Annotated in this window: 17 protein-coding genes and 1 rRNA gene; 8 read left to right on the top strand and 10 right to left on the bottom strand. The window is 70.2% G+C overall.

Annotated features, from left to right (window positions below; all coding sequences use genetic code 11):
- Both ACFZDK_RS10295 and ACFZDK_RS10290 read right to left on the bottom strand, forming a co-directional pair.
- Positions 1-62 (bottom strand): 16S ribosomal RNA (locus ACFZDK_RS10295); the annotation flags it as partial.
- A 501-nt stretch (positions 63-563) separates the two neighbouring features.
- Positions 564-1,214: a DNA-3-methyladenine glycosylase gene (locus ACFZDK_RS10290; protein ID WP_390971572.1), complete on the bottom strand. Its 651-nt coding sequence runs from the start codon at positions 1,212-1,214 to the stop codon at positions 564-566.
- A gap of 137 nt (positions 1,215-1,351) precedes the next feature.
- Between ACFZDK_RS10290 and ACFZDK_RS10285 the strand changes: the two genes are divergently transcribed.
- The 3 genes from ACFZDK_RS10285 (at position 1,352) to ACFZDK_RS10275 (ending at position 3,394) form a co-directional block, all read left to right on the top strand.
- Positions 1,352-2,134, top strand: coding sequence for a sporulation protein (locus tag ACFZDK_RS10285; protein ID WP_390971571.1), 783 nt, complete (start codon positions 1,352-1,354; stop codon positions 2,132-2,134).
- A gap of 43 nt (positions 2,135-2,177) precedes the next feature.
- Positions 2,178-2,717, top strand: a complete 540-nt coding sequence (locus ACFZDK_RS10280; protein ID WP_390971570.1) for a YbhB/YbcL family Raf kinase inhibitor-like protein — start codon at positions 2,178-2,180, stop codon at positions 2,715-2,717.
- Positions 2,718-2,884: 167 nt separating this feature from the next.
- Positions 2,885-3,394: an HNH endonuclease gene (locus ACFZDK_RS10275; protein ID WP_390971569.1), complete on the top strand. Its 510-nt coding sequence runs from the start codon at positions 2,885-2,887 to the stop codon at positions 3,392-3,394.
- 111 nt (positions 3,395-3,505) lie between these two features.
- Here ACFZDK_RS10275 and ACFZDK_RS10270 read toward each other — a convergent pair whose 3' ends face one another.
- From ACFZDK_RS10270 to ACFZDK_RS10260, 3 genes are all read right to left on the bottom strand, one after another.
- Positions 3,506-4,453 carry an SPFH domain-containing protein gene (locus tag ACFZDK_RS10270; RefSeq protein ID WP_390971568.1) on the bottom strand — a complete coding sequence of 316 codons (948 nt, stop codon included), beginning with the start codon at positions 4,451-4,453 and terminating at the stop codon, positions 3,506-3,508.
- 130 nt (positions 4,454-4,583) lie between these two features.
- The gene (locus ACFZDK_RS10265) at positions 4,584-5,015 is read right to left on the bottom strand and encodes an NfeD family protein (RefSeq protein WP_390971567.1); all 432 of its coding nucleotides are present in this window, start codon (positions 5,013-5,015) and stop codon (positions 4,584-4,586) included.
- Between the two features lie 61 nt (positions 5,016-5,076).
- Entirely contained in the window at positions 5,077-5,868 is a 792-nt protein-coding gene (locus ACFZDK_RS10260) for an ABC transporter ATP-binding protein (RefSeq protein ID WP_355716152.1), read from the bottom strand.
- Between the two features lie 150 nt (positions 5,869-6,018).
- On the opposite strand from ACFZDK_RS10260, the gene ACFZDK_RS10255 reads away from it, so the two are divergent.
- Positions 6,019-6,804: a hypothetical protein gene (locus ACFZDK_RS10255; RefSeq protein ID WP_390971566.1), complete on the top strand. Its 786-nt coding sequence runs from the start codon at positions 6,019-6,021 to the stop codon at positions 6,802-6,804.
- A 50-nt stretch (positions 6,805-6,854) separates the two neighbouring features.
- On the opposite strand, the gene ACFZDK_RS10250 is transcribed toward ACFZDK_RS10255, so the two are convergent.
- The 4 genes from ACFZDK_RS10250 to ACFZDK_RS10235 all read right to left on the bottom strand — a co-directional run bounded on the left by ACFZDK_RS10250 (position 6,855) and on the right by ACFZDK_RS10235 (position 9,286).
- The gene (locus ACFZDK_RS10250) at positions 6,855-7,016 is read right to left on the bottom strand and encodes a chaplin family protein (RefSeq protein ID WP_390971604.1); all 162 of its coding nucleotides are present in this window, start codon (positions 7,014-7,016) and stop codon (positions 6,855-6,857) included.
- A 71-nt stretch (positions 7,017-7,087) separates the two neighbouring features.
- The gene (locus ACFZDK_RS10245) at positions 7,088-7,336 is read right to left on the bottom strand and encodes a chaplin family protein (RefSeq protein WP_390971565.1); all 249 of its coding nucleotides are present in this window, start codon (positions 7,334-7,336) and stop codon (positions 7,088-7,090) included.
- 170 nt (positions 7,337-7,506) lie between these two features.
- Positions 7,507-8,148 (bottom strand): response regulator transcription factor, encoded by a 642-nt coding sequence (locus tag ACFZDK_RS10240; protein ID WP_359220474.1) that lies wholly within the window; start codon positions 8,146-8,148, stop codon positions 7,507-7,509.
- Entirely contained in the window at positions 8,141-9,286 is a 1,146-nt protein-coding gene (locus tag ACFZDK_RS10235) for a GAF domain-containing protein (protein ID WP_390971564.1), read from the bottom strand. Before ACFZDK_RS10235 ends, ACFZDK_RS10240 begins: the two co-directional genes overlap by 8 nt.
- Positions 9,287-9,512: 226 nt before the next feature.
- On the opposite strand from ACFZDK_RS10235, the gene ACFZDK_RS10230 reads away from it, so the two are divergent.
- From ACFZDK_RS10230 to ACFZDK_RS10220, 3 genes are all read left to right on the top strand, one after another.
- Positions 9,513-10,208, top strand: coding sequence for an SDR family NAD(P)-dependent oxidoreductase (locus ACFZDK_RS10230; protein ID WP_390971563.1), 696 nt, complete (start codon positions 9,513-9,515; stop codon positions 10,206-10,208).
- On the top strand, positions 10,205-11,287 hold the full coding sequence (locus tag ACFZDK_RS10225) for an S-adenosylmethionine:tRNA ribosyltransferase-isomerase (RefSeq protein ID WP_390971562.1): 1,083 nt from the start codon (positions 10,205-10,207) through the stop codon (positions 11,285-11,287). The genes ACFZDK_RS10230 and ACFZDK_RS10225 overlap by 4 nt, the downstream gene beginning before the upstream one ends.
- A 301-nt stretch (positions 11,288-11,588) precedes the next feature.
- Entirely contained in the window at positions 11,589-12,401 is an 813-nt protein-coding gene (locus ACFZDK_RS10220) for a transglycosylase SLT domain-containing protein (RefSeq protein ID WP_390971561.1), read from the top strand.
- 84 nt (positions 12,402-12,485) lie between these two features.
- On the opposite strand, the gene ACFZDK_RS10215 is transcribed toward ACFZDK_RS10220, so the two are convergent.
- Positions 12,486-15,017 (bottom strand): FHA domain-containing protein, encoded by a 2,532-nt coding sequence (locus ACFZDK_RS10215; RefSeq protein WP_390971603.1) that lies wholly within the window; start codon positions 15,015-15,017, stop codon positions 12,486-12,488.
- A 244-nt stretch (positions 15,018-15,261) separates the two neighbouring features.
- Between ACFZDK_RS10215 and ACFZDK_RS10210 the strand changes: the two genes are divergently transcribed.
- Positions 15,262-17,167: streptophobe family protein (locus tag ACFZDK_RS10210; RefSeq protein WP_390971560.1), on the top strand; the 1,906-nt coding region annotated here is incomplete at its 3' end.

The raw sequence follows: 17,167 nt of genomic DNA, 5'->3' as shown, positions 1-17,167 counted from the left end.
ACTTGCATGTGTTAAGCACGCCGCCAGCGTTCGTCCTGAGCCAGGATCAAACTCTCCGTGAATGCTTTTCACGGGAGCGGAACAGCCGGAGGAATGATCCGACCGTTCACAGCGTCCTCGCTGTATTTTTCTTCAAAGGAACCTCGCCCCAACCGATATCGGCTGGAGACGGGGTATCAACATATCTGGCGTTGACTTTTGGCACGCTGTTGAGTTCTCAAGGAACGGTCGCTTCCTTTGTACTCACCCTCTCGGGCTTTCCTCCGGGCTTCCCTTCGGTGTTTCCGACTCTATCAGATCCTTTCGGCGTCCGATTCCCGGTCGGCGGGATTGTCTTCAGGCTTTGCGGCTTTCGCCCGTCGGCCTTTCGACATTCACTACGTTAGCCGATTCCCGTCGAGACTCATAATCGAGTTCCGCGAGTTCGAATTCGGGCATGCGGGCATGACGAATCCGACCCCGTCAGGGGAAGTCGTAGGTAGTGGGTGGCCACTTCCGGCTGCTGGCGATTGCCGTACCCGGTTCAGCGGCTCGGGCTACATTACGCACCTTCCAGGGACGCGTCAACTTGAGCGGCGCCTGGGTACGTGGGCCCGATAGGGGCTGACGGTCGGGTCGTTGGCGACCCAGAAACGCCAGGGGTGAACGTCGCTGTCGCCGCCCTCGCCGGCGACTCCGGTGCGTGGACCGTTGCGTACCTGGTCGGAGGGCACGGGAGTACCGGTCAGTATCCGCAACGGTGTCTCGCCGGAGGCACACGCGTCAGTGCCGTCCAGGGCCCGGTCGACGCCCAGGGCGGTGGCGAGGCGGGCCGGGCCTTTGGCCAGTTCTCGGTCGTATCGGGCTGAAAGTCGACGTTTGCGGGCGAGCTCGGTGCCTTCGAGGATCTCGCCCGCGCGGAGCAGGACCGCGCTGGCGGTGCCCGCCGGACCGCAGACGAGGTTCATGCAGAACCACATGCCGTAGGTGAAGTAGACGTACACGTGTCCGGGCGGACCGAACATCACGTCGTTGCGGGGTGTAGGGCCGCGATAGGCATGCGATCCGGGGTCGTTCGGGCCGTCGTACGCCTCCACCTCTGTGAGGCGGACCGCGATCGGACCGTCCGGGGTGGTGCGGACGAGGATGCGGCCGAGGAGGTCGGGGGCTACCTCCAGTACAGGGCGGTCGAAGAAGTCCCTGGGGAGTGGCGTACGGTCCGGGGGCGCGATCATGGCGTCCGAGCCTAGTCCAGGCCGGTGGGGCCCAAGGGGTGGTCAAGGATTCGTCTCCTTGCCAGGGTGTGGGCCGGAACCGGTCGCGGCCGGATCGCGTTTGTAGGGGTCAGAGGTCCGTACGTAAAGGGAGAGTCATGGGGTTCAAGAAGCTGCTCGCGAGCCTGGGTGCCGGCGGGGCGTCGGTCGAGACGGTGCTCACCGAGGTGAACGTCGTTCCGGGCGGTGTCGTCCAGGGCGAGGTGCGGATCCAGGGCGGCTCGGTGAACCAGGAGATCCAGGGGCTGTCCGTGGGGCTCCAGGCGCGGGTCGAGGTGGAGCGCGGCGACGAGGAGTACAAGGAGAACATCGACTTCGGCAAGGTGCGGCTCGGTGGTGCCTTCGAGCTGCAGGCCGGGGCGGTGCACGCGGTGCCGTTCGGGCTGGAGATCCCGTGGGAGACGCCGGTCACGATGATCGACGGGCAGGCGCTGCGCGGGATGCACATCGGCGTGACGACGGAGCTGGAGATCGCGCGGGCGGTCGACTCCGGGGACCTGGACCCGATCAACGTGCACCCGCTGCCGGCGCAGAAGGCGATCCTGGACGCCTTCATCCAGCTGGGCTTCCGTTTCAAGAACGCGGACCTGGAGAAGGGGCACATCCGCGGGACGCGGCAGACGCTGCCGTTCTACCAGGAGGTGGAGTTCCACCCGCCGGCGCAGTACCGGGGGCTGAACCAGGTCGAGCTGAGCTTCGTGGCGGACGCGCACGCCATGGACGTCATCCTGGAAATGGACAAGAAGCCGGGGCTGTTCAGCGAGGGCAGTGACACCTTCCGGTCGTTCCAGGTGGGTCTGCACGACTTCCACGGGACCGACTGGGCGGCTTATCTCAACCAGTGGCTGTCCGAGGTCGGCAGCAAGCGCAACTGGTTCTAGGCTCGGGACTGCTGATTCCGGTAATCGATCAGGAGGTACCGAGGTGTCCGAGCTCAAGCGGCGGCCTCTCCCCCATGACTTCCACCCGCCCGTCCCGCCGTTCACGGTGACGAGCGAGGACATCCAGGAAGGGGCGACGCTCAAGGACGCTCAGGTCTACGCGAAGGGCAACACCTCGCCGCAGCTGCGGTGGGAGGGCTTCCCGGACGGGACCAAGAGTTTCGCCGTGACCTGCTATGACCCGGACGCCCCGACGGGCAGCGGGTTCTGGCACTGGGTGGTGTTCGACATCCCGGCCTCGGTGACCGAGCTGCCGGTGGGTGCGGGCAGCGGCAAGTTCGAGGGGCTGCCCGAGGGTGCGGTGCAGGTGCGCAACGACTACGGGTCGAAGGACTTCGGTGGTGCCGCGCCGCCGCCCGGGGACGGGCCGCACCGGTACGTCTTCACGGTGTACGCGGTGGACCAGGCCAAGCTCGGTCCGGACGCCGATGTCTCGCCTGCCGTCGTCGGGTTCAACCTGCGGTTCCACGCGATCGCGCGGGCGCAGTTGATCGGCGAGTACGAGAACCCCGAACAGGGCTGACGCACCGCGCGAAATCAGCCGAGCGTTCATTGAACGTTTGCCCGCCTCTGGTCTTGGAAGTGATCAGAGGCGGGCAGTTTTTATTGCGTTGTCCATCTCGGCGCGCCCGTCCAGAGTTGATCCAAGCCCGCCGGCGGTGGGCACGGTGCACAAAGGAGGTGGGCTGGATGCGTGACACGCTGGTGCTGAACGCGAGCTTCGAGCCGCTGTCTACGGTGACGTTGAACCGCGCTGTCGTCCTGGTGCTCCAGGACAAGGCCGTCGTCGAGCAGGCCCACCCCGAACTGCGCATGCGCGGTGCGGATGTGGACATACCCGCGCCCCGGGTGATCAGGCTCTGCAGGTATGTACGGGTGCCGTTCCGGAGACAAGCGCCCTGGTCGCGGCGGGGAGTGCTGGTCAGGGACCGGCACCGGTGCGCGTACTGCGGTCGGCGGGCGACGACCGTCGACCACGTGGTGCCGCGGGCGCAGGGCGGGGCCGACTCGTGGCTGAACACGGTGGCTTCGTGTGCGGAGGACAATCACCGGAAGGCGGACCGGACGCCGGAGCAGGCGGGTATGCCGTTGCTGCGGAAGCCGTTCGAGCCTTCGCCGCAGGATGCGATGCTGCTGGCCATGGGGGCCGAGGATCTGGCGGCGCTTCCTGAGTGGCTCTCGGGGGATGTGGCCGCCTAGGCGTCTGCCTGGCTGAGCTTGTCGCGCGAGTGCGGGTTGTTCGTGGCTTGTCGCGCAGTTCCCCGCGCCCCCAAGAAGGGTGGGCGCGGGGAACGTTTGTTTCAGAGTGACCTAGTCGATGTTGGGCTTCTCGCGGCGTTCCTGTGAGGGGATGTTGTTGCCGCCGCCGCCCGAACCGCCGCCGAAGGGGCCGAAGTTGCCCATGGCGCCGGAGAGGCCCTTGAGGGCGTCGCCGATTTCGCTGGGGACGATCCAGAGCTTGTTGGCGTCGCCCTCGGCGATCTTCGGGAGCATCTGGAGGTACTGGTAGCTCAGGAGCTTCTGGTCGGGGTCTCCGGCGTGGATCGCCTCGAAGACCGTACGGACCGCCTGGGCCTCGCCCTCGGCGCGCAGGGCGGCCGCCTTGGCCTCACCCTCGGCGCGCAGGATCTGGGACTGCTTCTCGCCCTCCGCGGTGAGGATCGCGGCCTGGCGGGTGCCTTCCGCGGTGAGGATCGCGGCGCGCTTGTCGCGGTCGGCGCGCATCTGCTTCTCCATCGAGTCCTGGATGGAGGTCGGCGGCTCGATCGCCTTGAGTTCGACGCGGTTGACGCGGATGCCCCACTTGCCGGTGGCCTCGTCGAGGACGCCGCGCAGGGCCGCGTTGATCTCCTCGCGGGAGGTCAGGGTGCGTTCCAGGTCCATGCCGCCGATGATGTTGCGCAGCGTGGTGACGGTCAGCTGCTCGATGGCCTGGATATAGCTGGCGACTTCGTAGGTGGCCGCCCGGGCGTCCGTCACCTGGTAGTAGATGACGGTGTCGATGTTCACGACCAGGTTGTCCTGGGTGATCACCGGCTGGGGCGGGAACGGTACGACCTGTTCACGCAGGTCGATGCGGTTGCGGATGGTGTCTATGAACGGGACCACGATGTTGAGGCCGGCGTTGAGCGTCCGCGTGTAGCGGCCGAAGCGCTCGACGATGGCGGCGCTCGCCTGTGGGATGACTTGGATCGTCTTGATCAAGGCGATGAAGACCAACACCACCAGAATGATCAGGACGATGATGACCGGTTCCATCGTCGCTCCCCGTACCCTTCTCCGCCTCGGCGCTTCGGCAGATCTTATGGTTGTTGAAGATCTTGCTGGACGAGTCTGACAGACCCTTGCCCAACTCGGGAGTCGTTCAGCCCAGTTGCGTCGTACGAGGTCAGATGACGATGGCCGTGGCCCCCTCGATCTCCACGACATCCACTTCCTCTCCCGCTTCGTAGGCACGTCCGGTGTCGAGGGAGCGGGCCGACCAGACCTCGCCGGCGAGCTTGATCCGTCCGCCCGAGCCGTCGACGCGTTCCAGTACGACGGCCTGCCTGCCCTTCAAGGCGTCGACGCCGGTGGCGAGTTGGGGTCGCTGGGCGGCGTGCCGGGCCGCGATGGGCCGTACGACGGCGATCAGCGCGACGGAGACGAGGACGAAGACGAGTACCTGGGCGACGATGCCCGCACCGAGCCCGGCGGTACCGGCCGCTGCCACGGCACCGACCGCGAACATGCCGAACTCCGGCATCGCGGTCATCACGAGCGGGATGCCGAGTGCCGCCGCGACGACGAGCCACCACACCCATGCGTCGATGTTGTTCACATTGTCATGGTAGAGCCGCGGATGCCGAACCCGACAGGGCGCTCTGCCGTGACAACGCCCGTCAGGACAGGGGCAGTCCGTGGGCGGTCCACCGGTCGCCGACCTGTTCGACGACGAGCGGGAGGCCGAAGCAGAGGGAGAGGTTGCGGGAGGTCAGTTCGAGCTCCAGCGGGCCGGCGGCGAGGACCTTGCCCTGGCGGATCATGAGGACGTGGGTGAAGCCGGGGGCGATCTCCTCGACATGGTGGGTGACCATGATCATGGAGGGGGCGATCGGGTCGCGGGCGAGCCGGCCGAGGCGGCGGACCAGGTCCTCGCGGCCGCCGAGGTCGAGGCCGGCGGCGGGCTCGTCGAGGAGCAGCAGCTCGGGGTCGGTCATCAGGGCGCGGGCGATCAGGGTGCGCTTGCGCTCGCCCTCGGAGAGGGTGCCGAAGCGGCGGTCCACGTACTCCGTCATGCCGAGGCGGTCGAGGAAGGCGCGGGCGCGCTGCTCGTCGACCTCGTCGTACTCCTCCTGCCAGTGGGCGGTCATGCCGTAGGCGGCGGTGAGCACGGTCTCCAGGACGGTCTGGCGCTTGGGGAGCTTTTCGGCCATGGCGACACCGGCCATGCCGATGCGGGGGCGCAGGTCGAAGACGTCGACCTTGCCGAGGGTGTCGCCGAGGATGGTGGCGGTGCCCTTGCTGGGGAAGAGGTAGCTGGACGCGATGTTCAGGAGAGTGGTCTTGCCGGCGCCGTTGGGGCCGAGGATGACCCAGCGCTCGCCCTCCTTCACCGACCAGGAGACCTGGTCCACCAGAGCCCGGCCCTCGCGGACCACAGATACGTCCTGAAGCTCCAGAACATCGCTCATGAGCGCGTTGTCTCCCCTTGCAGTGTGGCCGGTCTCGGCTGTCGCGTACGCCTGTGGCTCGGGCGGCGGCACCGATGGGCGCAGCCCTTATGAAATCTACGCCACGAGTGCGGCGCTCCATTCCATCGGTCCGGTCCTTAGGGTGGGGGCATGCTCTCGGAACCGCGTTCAGGACGCCTCGCCGCTTGGGGAAATGCCCTCTTGGCCGGACTTGTCTCTCCGGATGACGCCGTGCTCGCCATCGTCGGCGAGGACGCCGTGCACCGGGTGGAGGGGCTGCCGGGTGAGTCGGCGCCGGTCGGGCTCACGCTGGCGCTGGGGCGGCTGCGGGCGCTCGGGGTGACCGGACTGCGGGTCGCGTTGCCGGCGCCGGGGCATCCGCTGGGGCTGAGCGGGCCGCCGGAGTTCAACGCGCGGGCCCTGGAGGCCGAGGAGGCTGTGGTCTGTCACGGCACCGCGTTCGGTCTGGTGCCGGAGGTGTCCGAGGCGGGGCCCACCGGTGATGTGCATGTCGAGGTGGTCTGGCATGTGCTGCCGGTGCGGGAGGCGCCGCCGGCCGACGTGCCGTCGCTCGGGGAGGCCGAGCGGGAGCTGGCGGAGGCGCTGCGGGATGCGACCGACGTGCTGTCGAAGCTCGATGTCGCCGGGTCGGGGCCGGTGGCGGACGCGGCGATCGACGCGTACCGGGCGCGGTCCGAGCGCGGGCGGGAGGTGCTGGCACCGGGGTATCCGCCGCGGGCGGGGCGGGTGCTGGAGCTCGCGCAGCGGGTGGGGCTGCTGGTCTCCCTGGCCTACGAGAACGGGCACGGCGGGGCGGTGAGCGCCTCGGAGATGGCGGCGCGGGGGGCGGCGCTGCGGCCGGTCGAGCGGACGGCCCGGCGGGCGCTGGTCGCGGCGTACAACTCCGTCGTGGAGGAGCGGGAGCAGGGGCGCTAGTGGACCTGGGACCGTCCGGGACGGCGCGGCCCCCAAGGGCCTCGTCGGTACTACTTGTTGACCGCGGTGTTGCCGAACGCCGGGTTCAGCAGGCCGATGATGTTGACGGACAGGCCGCTGGCGTTGACCGGGACGTTGACCGGGACCTGGGCGATCAGGCCGGAGGCGACACTCGGGGAGTTCGCGGCCACGGCGGCGGCGTCCGCCGCGATGCCGGCAAGCCGACCGGCCTTCCGGGGGGCGCCCGGAAGGCCGGAGGTCGATGCCGCGGTGCGGCGCTGCGTCAGTGGTTGATGCAGACGTTGCCGAACGCGGGGTTCAGTACGCCGACGACGTTCACGCTGTTGCCGCAGACGTTGACCGGGATGTGCACCGGGGCCTGGATGACGTTGCCGGAGACGACGCCCGGAGAGCCCTGGGCGCCGCCGCCGGCGTGGGCGCCACCCGTGTGGGCGGAGGCCATGCCCGCACCGGCGGCCATGATCCCGCCGGCCACCATCGTCACGGCCGCTGCCTTCTTCAGGTTCTTCACTTCTTGAGCCCTCCTTGGCGATCGCCACGGCGGTCGCCGCGGCACGCACTGAAGAACGGCGGTGGCCGGGAGAGGATGCGCCGTCCGGGTGACATTCCCACGACGGTATGAATCTCAGCCCGGAGGGCGACCCTCCAGGTTGCCGTCGGTGAAGCGTTGCGGAGGGCGTTTCAGCCGGTCACGCCATGGCGAACGGCCCACAGGGCGGCCTGGGTGCGGTCGGCGAGGTCGAGTTTCATCAGGATGTTCGAGACGTGCGTCTTGACGGTCTTCTCGGACAGCACGAGGGCGCGGGCGATCTCGCGGTTGGAGCGGCCGTCCGCTATCAGGCCGAGCACCTCACGCTCCCGCTCGGTGAGCGAACCGCCCCGGCCCTGCCCGGAGTTGGCCTCCTCCTGGGAGAGCAGGGCGCCAGCCACCTCGGGCTGCAGCAGGACGTGCCCGGCGTGCACCGAGCGGATGGCGGTGGCGAGCGCGTCGGGATCGACGTCCTTGTAGACGTACCCGGCGGCGCCCGCGCGCAGCGCCGGGACCACCGTGCGTTGTTCGGTGAAGCTGGTGACGATCAGCACGCGCGCGGGGTTGTCGAGTTCGCGGAGCCTGCGCAGCGCCTCCACGCCGTCCATGCCGGGCATCTTGACGTCCATGAGGACGACGTCGGGGCTCAGTTCCTGGGCGCGCTCGACCCCTTCGGCGCCGTCGGCGGCCTCGCCGACGACCTCGATGTCGTCCTGGACCTCCAGGAAGGTGCGCAGACCCCGGCGGACGACCTGATGGTCGTCGACCAGCAGCACCCTGATCGCATCAGCCACCGGGGACCTCCATCTCGATCGTGGTGCCCTTGCCGGGCGCCGATTCCACGGTCAGCCTGCCGCCGACGCCGCTCGCCCGGTCCCGCATGGAGACCAGGCCGAGGTGGCGTCCGGCGCGCCGGGTGAGGTGCGGGTCGAAGCCGCCGCCGTCGTCCGTGACCCGCAGGACGGCGCCGCTGCCCCGCCGGTTCACCGTCACGTCGACATGTTCGGCGGCGGAGTGCCGCAGGGCGTTGTGCAGGGCTTCCTGGGCGACCCGAAGCAGGGCCTCCTCCTGAGCGGCGGGCAGGGCGCGGAAGCCGCCGGCGGCGAAGGTCACGCGGGCGGTGTGGGCGCGGTCGAGGACCTGGACCTGGGTGCGCAGGGTGGCGATCAGGCCGTCCTCGTCCAGGGCGGTGGGGCGCAACTCCACGACGGCGGCGCGCAGTTCGTCGGCGGCCTCGGCGGCGAGCACGGCCACCTGCTGCAACTCGCCCTTGGCGCGGGAGGGATCGCGGTCGACCAGGGCGGCGGCGGCCTGGGCGGTGAGGCGCAGCGAGAACAGCTTCTGGCTCACCGCGTCGTGCAGCTCGTGGGCGAGCCGGGAGCGTTCCTCGGAGATGGTCAGCTCGCGGCTGCGCTCGTAGAGGCGGGCGTTGGTGAGGGCGATGGCGGCATGCTGGGCGAGAATGGAGAGGAGTTCCTCGTCCTCGGCGGTGAAGCCGCAGCCTCCCTGGGGCTTCGCGCAGTTCTTGTTCGCCAGGAACAGCGCGCCGATGACCTCGTCGCCGTCGCGGATCGGCAGGCCCAGGAAGTCGGACATGTCGGGGTGGGCGGACGGCCAGCCCTCGAAGCGGGGGTCGGTGCGGACGTCGGCCAGCCGCTCGACCTTCGCCTCGCGGAGCATCGCGGCGAGGATGCCGTGCTGGCGCGGGAGCGGGCCGATGGCCTTCCACTGGGCGTCGCTGACACCGTCGACGACGAACTGGGCGAAGCCGCCGTGGTCGTCGGGGACCCCGAGCGCGGCGTACTGCGCGTCGAGCAGCTCACGGGCCGAGGCGACGATCGTCTTGAGGACGTCACGCACCTCGAGATGCCTGCTCATGGCCAGCAGCGCGGTGCTCACCGCGGCGAGGCCGGACCGGGGACCTTGACTCATGTCCTCACGGTACCGGCGGGGTGTGACACCGGGGATCGGGCCGAGGGCGGCAGGGCCTGGACCGGTGGCCCTAGACCCGGGGACCTAGGGCGTACGGCCCGGACCGGCGGCGTAGTCCGAAGGACCCCGCCCGGTTGCGGCCCGCGTCCGAGGCGGCCGGGGCGGTCCCGTTCCTACGTTGGGGTCACCGCCGACACGGGCGGACGGAGCCGAGGGGACGGTTGTCATGCCGGTAGCGATCATCACGGGGGCCTCGAAGGGGCTGGGGCGGGCGCTGGCCGGGGCGCTGGCCGAGCGGGGCTGGGACCTGGTGCTGGACGCCAGAGGTGCCGGGGCCCTGAAGGAGACGGCGGAGGCGGTCGCACGGCCCGGGACGCGGGTGGCGGCGCTGCCGGGGGACGTCACGGACGCCGGGCACCGGGCCGGTCTGGTGGCCGCCGCGCGGGAGCTGGGCGGGGTCGATCTGGTGGTGAGCAACGCCAGCGCGCTGGGGGCCGAGCCGCTGGTCCGTCTCGGGGAGCTGCCCCTGGCGGGGCTGCGCCGGGCGCTGGAGGTGAATGTGGTGGCCGCGCTGGGCCTGGTGCAGGAGGCGTTGCCGCTGCTGCGGGAGTCGGCGACGGGCGCGGTGATCGCGGTCAGCTCGGACGCGGGCGCCGAGGCGTACGAGACCTGGGGCGGCTACGGCGCCTCGAAGGCGGCCCTGGACCAGCTGGCGGCCGTGCTCGGCGTGGAGGAGCCGGGGCTGCGGGTGTGGGCGGTGGACCCCGGGGACATGGCGACCGACCTGTACACGGCGGCCGTACCGGACGACGACGATCCGCGGCCGGCGCCGGACAGTGTCGTACCGGCGTTCCTGCGGTTGCTCGACGAGCGGCCGGTGAGCGGGCGGTACGGGGCGCCGGCTCTGGTGGAGGGGCGATGACGACCGTGGTGCGGGTGCCGGAGGAGCTGTCCGCGCGGGTGCCGGCCGAGCAGCGCGGGCCGGGTCTTGAGCGGGATGCCGTACGGCTGCTGGTGTCGCGCGGGACGGCGGTGTCGCATCACGCCTTCGCCGAGCTGCCGTGCCTGCTGCGGGCGGGGGACCTGCTGGTGGTGAACACCTCGCCGACGCTGGCGGCCGCGGTGGACGGGCGGGTCGGGCACGCGCGCGTGGTGGTGCACTTCTCCACGCGCGGGGACGACGGGCGGTGGGCGGTCGAGCTGCGGGAGCCGGACGGGCACGGGACCACACGCGCGTGTGCGGGTACACGCGCGGGGAGTGCGGTGCGGCTGCCCGGGGGCGGGCGGCTGGTCCTGGAGGAGCCGCTGAGCGCGTCGGGCGAGCGGCTGTGGTGGGCGCGGGCCGGGGCGGACACGGACGTACCGGGGCTGCTGCGGGAGCACGGGCGGCCCATTCGTTACTCCTATACGGAGCGGGACCAGCCGTTGTCCGTGTACCAGACGGTGTTCGCGCTGCCCTCGGCCGGCGGGGCGGGGAGCGCGGAGATGCCGAGTGCGGCGCGGCCCTTCACCGCGCGGCTGGTGGCGGAGCTGGTGAGCCGGGGGGTGCAGTTCGCGCCGATCACGCTGCACACCGGGGTGTCGTCGGCGGAGGTGCACGAGCCGCCGTACGCGGAGCGTTTCGCGGTGCCGGAGGCGTCGGCGCGGCTGATCAACAACGTGAAGGCGGGTGACGGACGGGTCGTCGCCGTGGGGACGACGGCCGTGCGGGCCGTGGAGTCGGCCGCGGGGGCGGACGGGGTGGTGCGGGCGGCCTCGGGGTGGACGGAGCTGGTGGTGACGCCCGAGCGCGGGGTGCGGGTGGTGGACGGGCTGCTGACCGGGCTGCACGAGCCGGAGGCCTCGCATCTGCTGATGCTGGAGGCGGTCGCGGGGCGGGCCGCGGTCGACCGTAGCTACGAGGAGGCGCTGCGCGGGCTCTACCTGTGGCACGAGTTCGGGGACGTGCACCTCATCCTCCCGGAGGAGGAGCCTCACACAGAGCATTGCTTCAGCAACTAGCGGTGAGATTCGTATGAGGCCGATGTGAGGACGCACATAGGGCGCACATCACGTACGAACGGACATAGGAGATAAAGAGCCCCCTCCCGAACGGGAAAGACGTTCTAATCTGTCCCGTTTTGCCCCTCCGGGCTCCACTATGGAGGATCGTACGTCACACCTTTGCCAGGGAATTTTGCTGCCGCTAAGAATGGCTGCCGTCGCTCAACACCGCGGGTTCCCCCCGCGGTGTTCGTGCAGGAGGAGCCGGTCTCCCCCACGGTCAACGAGCGACCTCCGCGCTATTCGAAGAGGTCCTGCCATGCCGAAGAACACCCACAGTCCCGCGCTGACCAAGCACCACAAGATCGCGCTCGCCGGTGTAGCCACCCTCGGCGCCGCAGCCCTCGCCCTCTCGGCCGTGCCGAGCAGCGCCGAGACGATCGTGTCCGGGTCCCCCCAGGCCGCGGCCAACGTGGCCTACACCACCCAGCAGATCAAGGACGTCAAGGGCACGGTCACCGACCAGCTCGCGCTCCAGAACGTCAAGATCGAGGCCATCGCCGCCAAGAAGAAGGCGAAGACGGCCCACGAACTGCACGTGGCGCACCTGAAGAAGGTCCACGCCGCGCACGTGGCGCACGTGAAGAAGGCGCACGCCGCCCACGTGGCCAAGGTGAAGAAGGCCCACGCGGCCCACGTCAAGCACGTCGCCGCGGCCAAGAACGCCGCTGCCAAGAAGCGCGCCGCCGAGCAGGCCGCGAGCCGGTCCGCCGCGCGCCCGCAGATCCAGCAGGTCGCCACGAAGACCTACGCCAACAACCTCGACGGCTGGATCCGCCAGGCCCTCGACATCATGAACGCCAAGGGCATCCCGGGCTCCTACAGCGGCCTGCACCGCAACATCATCCGGGAGTCCTCGGGCAATCCGAACGCCATCAACAACTGGGACATCAACGCCATCAACGGCATCCCCTCCAAGGGCCTGCTGCAGGTGATCCCGCCGACGTTCGCCACGTACCACGTCTCCGGCACGTCCTGGAACATCTACGACCCGGTCGCCAACATCACCGCCGCCGCCAACTACGCGGCCCACCGGTACGGCTCGATCGACAACGTCAACAGCGCGTACTGAGGCAGGCGCGGACCTCTGCACGCACACGCCGAAGGGCGGCACCCCACTGCGGGGCGCCGCCCTTCGGCGTACGTGCGGGAACCGCTACTTGCGCATGACCTCGGGCTCGTGGCGGCGCAGGAAACGGGCCACGAGGAAGCCGCAGATCACGCCGAGGACGATCAGCGCGGCCATGTCCATGGTCCAGGCGCCGGCCGTGTGGTTCCACAGCGGGTCGGTGTTGGTCGGGTCCTCGGTGTTGGGCGCGATGTTGTTGAAGTCCAGCGTGGCGCCGTCGGCGCCGACCGCCCAGCGGGACGGCATCAGGAACGAGACCTGGTTCACGCCGACCGCGCCGTTCAGGTTGAACAGGCAGCCGGTGAACACGACCTGGATGATCGCGAACATCACCAGCAGCGGCATGGTCTTCTCGGACGTCTTCACCAGCGAGGAGATGACCAGGCCGAACATCATCGAGGTGAAGCCGAGCCCCATGATCGGGATGCACAGCTCGAAGAGGGTGGAGTGGCCGAGCACCACGCCCTCGGCGGGGATGTCGCGGCTGGAGAAGCCGATCAGGCCCACCATCAGGCCCTGCAGCACGGTGATCACACCGAGCACGACCACCTTGGACATCAGATACGCCGACCGGGACAGGCCGACCGCGCGCTCCCGCTCGTAGATGACCCGTTCCTTGATCAGCTCACGCACGGAGTTCGCGGCGCCCGCGAAGCAGGCGCCGACCGCGAGGATCAGCAGGACCGTGGTCGCCGTGCCGTTCGGGACGGGCACGCCGGTCTTCGAGCTCACCGGGTTCACCAGCAGGCCCTTGTCGCTGTCGATCAGCAGGCTGACCGCGCCGAGCACCGCCGGCAGGATCACCGTCAGCGCCAGGAAGCCCTTGTCGGAGGCGATGACCGCCACGTACCGCCGGACCAGGGTCAGCAGCTGCGAACCCCAGCTCTGCGGCTTCTTGGGCTTCATCACCTGCATCGGCGGCATCTGTACGGACTGCGGAGCAATCGCGTCGATGTCCGCGGCGTACATCTGGTAGTGCTGCGACCCCTTCCAGCGTCCCGCCCAGTCGTAGTCGCGGTAGTTCTCGAAGGCGGAGAAGACGTCGGCCCAGGTGTCGTAGCCGAAGAAGTTCAGCGCCTCCTCGGGCGGGCCGAAGTAGGCGACCGCGCCGCCCGGGGCCATCACCAGGAGCTTGTCGCACAGCGCCAGCTCGGCCACCGAGTGGGTGACGACGAGGACCGTGCGGCCGTCGTCGGCGAGGCCGCGCAGCAGCTGCATGACATCGCGGTCCATGCCCGGGTCGAGGCCCGAGGTGGGCTCGTCCAGGAAGATCAGCGACGGCTTGGTGAGCAGCTCCAGGGCCACCGAGACGCGCTTGCGCTGGCCGCCGGAGAGGGAGGTGACCTTCTTCTCCTTGTGGATGTCCAGCTTCAGCTCGCGCAGCACCTCGTCTATCCGGGCCTCGCGCTCCTCGCCCGTGGTGTCGGCGGGGAAGCGCAGCTTGGCCGCGTACTTGAGGGCCTTCTTGACGGTCAGCTCCTTGTGCAGGATGTCGTCCTGCGGGACGAGACCGATGCGCTGGCGCAGCTCGGCGAACTGCTTGTACAGGTTGCGGTTGTCGTACAGCACCTCGCCCTCGTTGGCGGGGCGGTAGCCGGTGAGCGCCTTGAGCAGTGTCGACTTGCCGGACCCGGACGGGCCGATGACCGCGATCAGGGACTTCTCCGGGACGCCGAAGGAGACGTCCTTGAGGATCTGCTTGCCGCCGTCGACCGTGACGGTCAGGCGGCGTGCGGAGAAGGAGACCTCACCGGTGTCGACGAACTCTTCCAGGCGGTCGCCGACGATCCGGAAGGTGGAGTGGCCGACGCCGACGATGTCGTTCGCGTCGAGGACCGCCGTGCCGCCCTTGGAGATCGGCATACCGTTGACGTACGTGCCGTTGTGCGAGCCCAGGTCGCGGATCTCCATGCGGCCGTCGGGCGTGGAGTGGAACTCGGCGTGGTGGCGCGAGACCTGGAGGTCGGACACCACCAGCTCGTTGTCCAGGGCACGGCCGATCCGCATCACGCGGCCGATGGAGAACTGGTGGAACGTGGTCGGGCTGCGGTCGCCGTAGACCGGCGGCGCCCCCGCGCCACCACCGGAGGCCATGGCCGGGGCGCCCTGCTGCTGCGGGATCGCCGGCGGGGCCTGCTGCCAGCCCTGTTGCGGAGCCTGCTGCGCGGCCGACGACTGCGGCGCCGGCGGCTGGGACCAGCCCGCGCCGCCCGCGGCCTGCGCGGCGAACGGCTGCTGCTGGGGCTGCGGTTGGGCGACGGCGGTCGCGGCGCCGGACAGGCTCAGGCGCGGTCCGTCGTTGGCGTTGCCGAGGTGCACGGCCGAGCCCGGGCCGATCTCCGACCGCTGGACCCGCTGGCTCTGCACGAAGGTGCCGTTGGTACTGCCGTGGTCCTCGATGACCCAACTGCGGCCGTCGAAGCTGATCGTGGCGTGCCGCCAGGAGACCCTGGCGTCGTCGAACACGATGTCCCCCTGCGGATCACGTCCGAGGGTGTATGACCTGGACATGTCGAGCGTCCAGGTGCGTCCGTTTGATTCCAGTACGAGTTCCGGCACTCCAAGCCCCATGAGTAGTCCCCCGAGTTACCCCCATCACAGGGAGTCTAGGGATGTCGAACATCGTCGGGAACTATTTCAGGCTCGGCCCTCTGACCGAAAGCCGGGCCTTGTGGAGGGCTCGTACGAGCGCTTCAACTCTTTCCGTTGACGGGGTTGAAACCGGGCCGGAGAGTGGTAATCCACGCGAGGGGGACATGCGCGACGGAGCGGCCCCGGGCGTTCGCGGATCGGGGGGTCTGCCATGAGTCCTGGCACGTCTGGCACTTCCGGCACGGGAGTCGAGAGCACGAGGCATGGCGCGCGGCTGCCGTGGGGCGACATCCTGCTGTCCGGGATCGCCGCCGTGAGCTGGGCGTTGATCGGCATGGCGGGTACGGCGGCGCTGGGTCTGCACCTGCTGCAGGCGGACGCCTCGGGCTCACTGGGCCCGATGACCGCGGCGGTTGTGGCGCTCGGGGCGGGTGGTTCGGTCACTCCGAACGGAGATCTGTCCGCTTTCGGCCTGAGCGGAGCGGAGGCCACGACGGCCATCGAGATCACGCCATTGGGGGTGAGCCTGGTCGGTGCGCTCCTTTTGTCGTGGTTCTTCTTACGGTCCCTGCGCGCGGCCGGAGTGGTGATCGCACCGGCCGAACTGCTCGCCCGCGCGGGCGCGGTGGTCGTGCTGTTCGTGGCGACGCTGGGCGGGCTGGCCTGGGCGGGGCACTCCGTCGTGACGATCGACGGCGGTGCGCTCGGGCTGGACAAGCTGCCGGGGGGCGGCGGTGGCGGCGGAGGGCTGAAGATCCCCGGCATCGGTGACGTCGGCGGGCTGCTGCCGGACCGCCTCGGCGACCTGGTGCACGCGAACGCGGCGGTCGGCTTCCGGGTGGACACGGCACAGACCCTGCTCGGCGGCCTCGGCTGGTGCACCGGCATCCTGCTGATCGCCCTGCTGGCCTCGCGCCGCACTCCGCTGCCGCGCGGCTGGGAGACCGCGCACCGGGTGGTGCGGCCGGCGGCCTCGGCGCTGGTGACGGTCCTGCTGGTGGCCGTGGCGGCCGGCTGGGCGGCGGCGGCCTACGCGGCGATCGGCGACCCGCACCCGGCCCGGATCATGGGCGCGGCACTGCTCGGCGCCCCCAACGGCGTCTGGCTGGGCATCCCGATCGGCCTCCTCGTCCCGTTCGACGGCCGGGCCACGGGCGTCCTGACCGCCTTCCTGCCCCACCCCCTCGACGACCTCCTGAACTCGGGGTCCGACCAGTCGGTGACCCTCGGCCACCTGGCCGACCTGGACGGACGGGTGTGGCTGCTGGGGGTGGCGGCGGCCCTGATGATGCTGCTGGCCGGGGTGTTCTCGGCGGTGCGGACGCCGATGGGACGGCCGGGCGAGGCGCGGGGCGCGGCCGGCGGGCGCACGGCCCGCACCAGCGCGCTCGGTTTCGCCGGGAGGTGTGCCGTACGGCTCGGGATCGCCACCGCACTCACCCTGCCGCTCCTCGCCTGGCTGACGAACATCTCGGTGGACGCCTCGCTGTCGGTCCTGGGCTTCGACGCGTTCGGCGCCGGGATCCGACTCCACGGGCACCTGGGCATGGCCCTGCTCCTCGGTGCCGCCTGGGGTGCGGCGGCCGGGGCAGCGGGCGCCCTGCTGGCCTGGGCCACCGGCGCGGCCGGCTCCCGCGCGGCGCCACTGGCACGGGGTGACATGGCGGGCGGCGGAACGGACACCGCCGGTGACCCCGCGTCGGGCTACCCGGGCGCCCCCGCCGGATCACCTGACCGGACCGGAGACGGCACGACCGGCCCCTACGCCCCGGGAACCCCGTACCGTCCGCCGAACCCGGACACCAATCCCTACCTCCGCGTGCCGGACGAGACGCGGGAGCCGGGCGGCGACCGCGACGCCTGGCCCGGGAGGGCACAGGGACGGGGACGACAGGCACCCGGACCGTACGGGAAACAGGCCGCCGAGCCGTACGAGCAGCGCGCGGCCGAGCAGCCGTACGACGAACAGACGCCCAGGCGATACGGGGAACGGACACCCGGGCCGTACGACAGGCAGCCACCCGGGCCCTACGGAGAACAAACTCCCAGGCCCTACGACAGGCAGCCACCTGGGCCGTACGGGGAACAAACGCCCAGGCCCTACGACAGGCAGACAC

The sequence above is a fragment of the Streptomyces sp. NPDC007901 genome, from assembly GCF_042959465.1.
In the GTDB taxonomy this organism is placed as follows: domain Bacteria; phylum Actinomycetota; class Actinomycetes; order Streptomycetales; family Streptomycetaceae; genus Streptomyces.
Note: the sequence above shows the minus strand (reverse complement) of the source record. Positions and strands in the feature narration are given on the sequence as shown.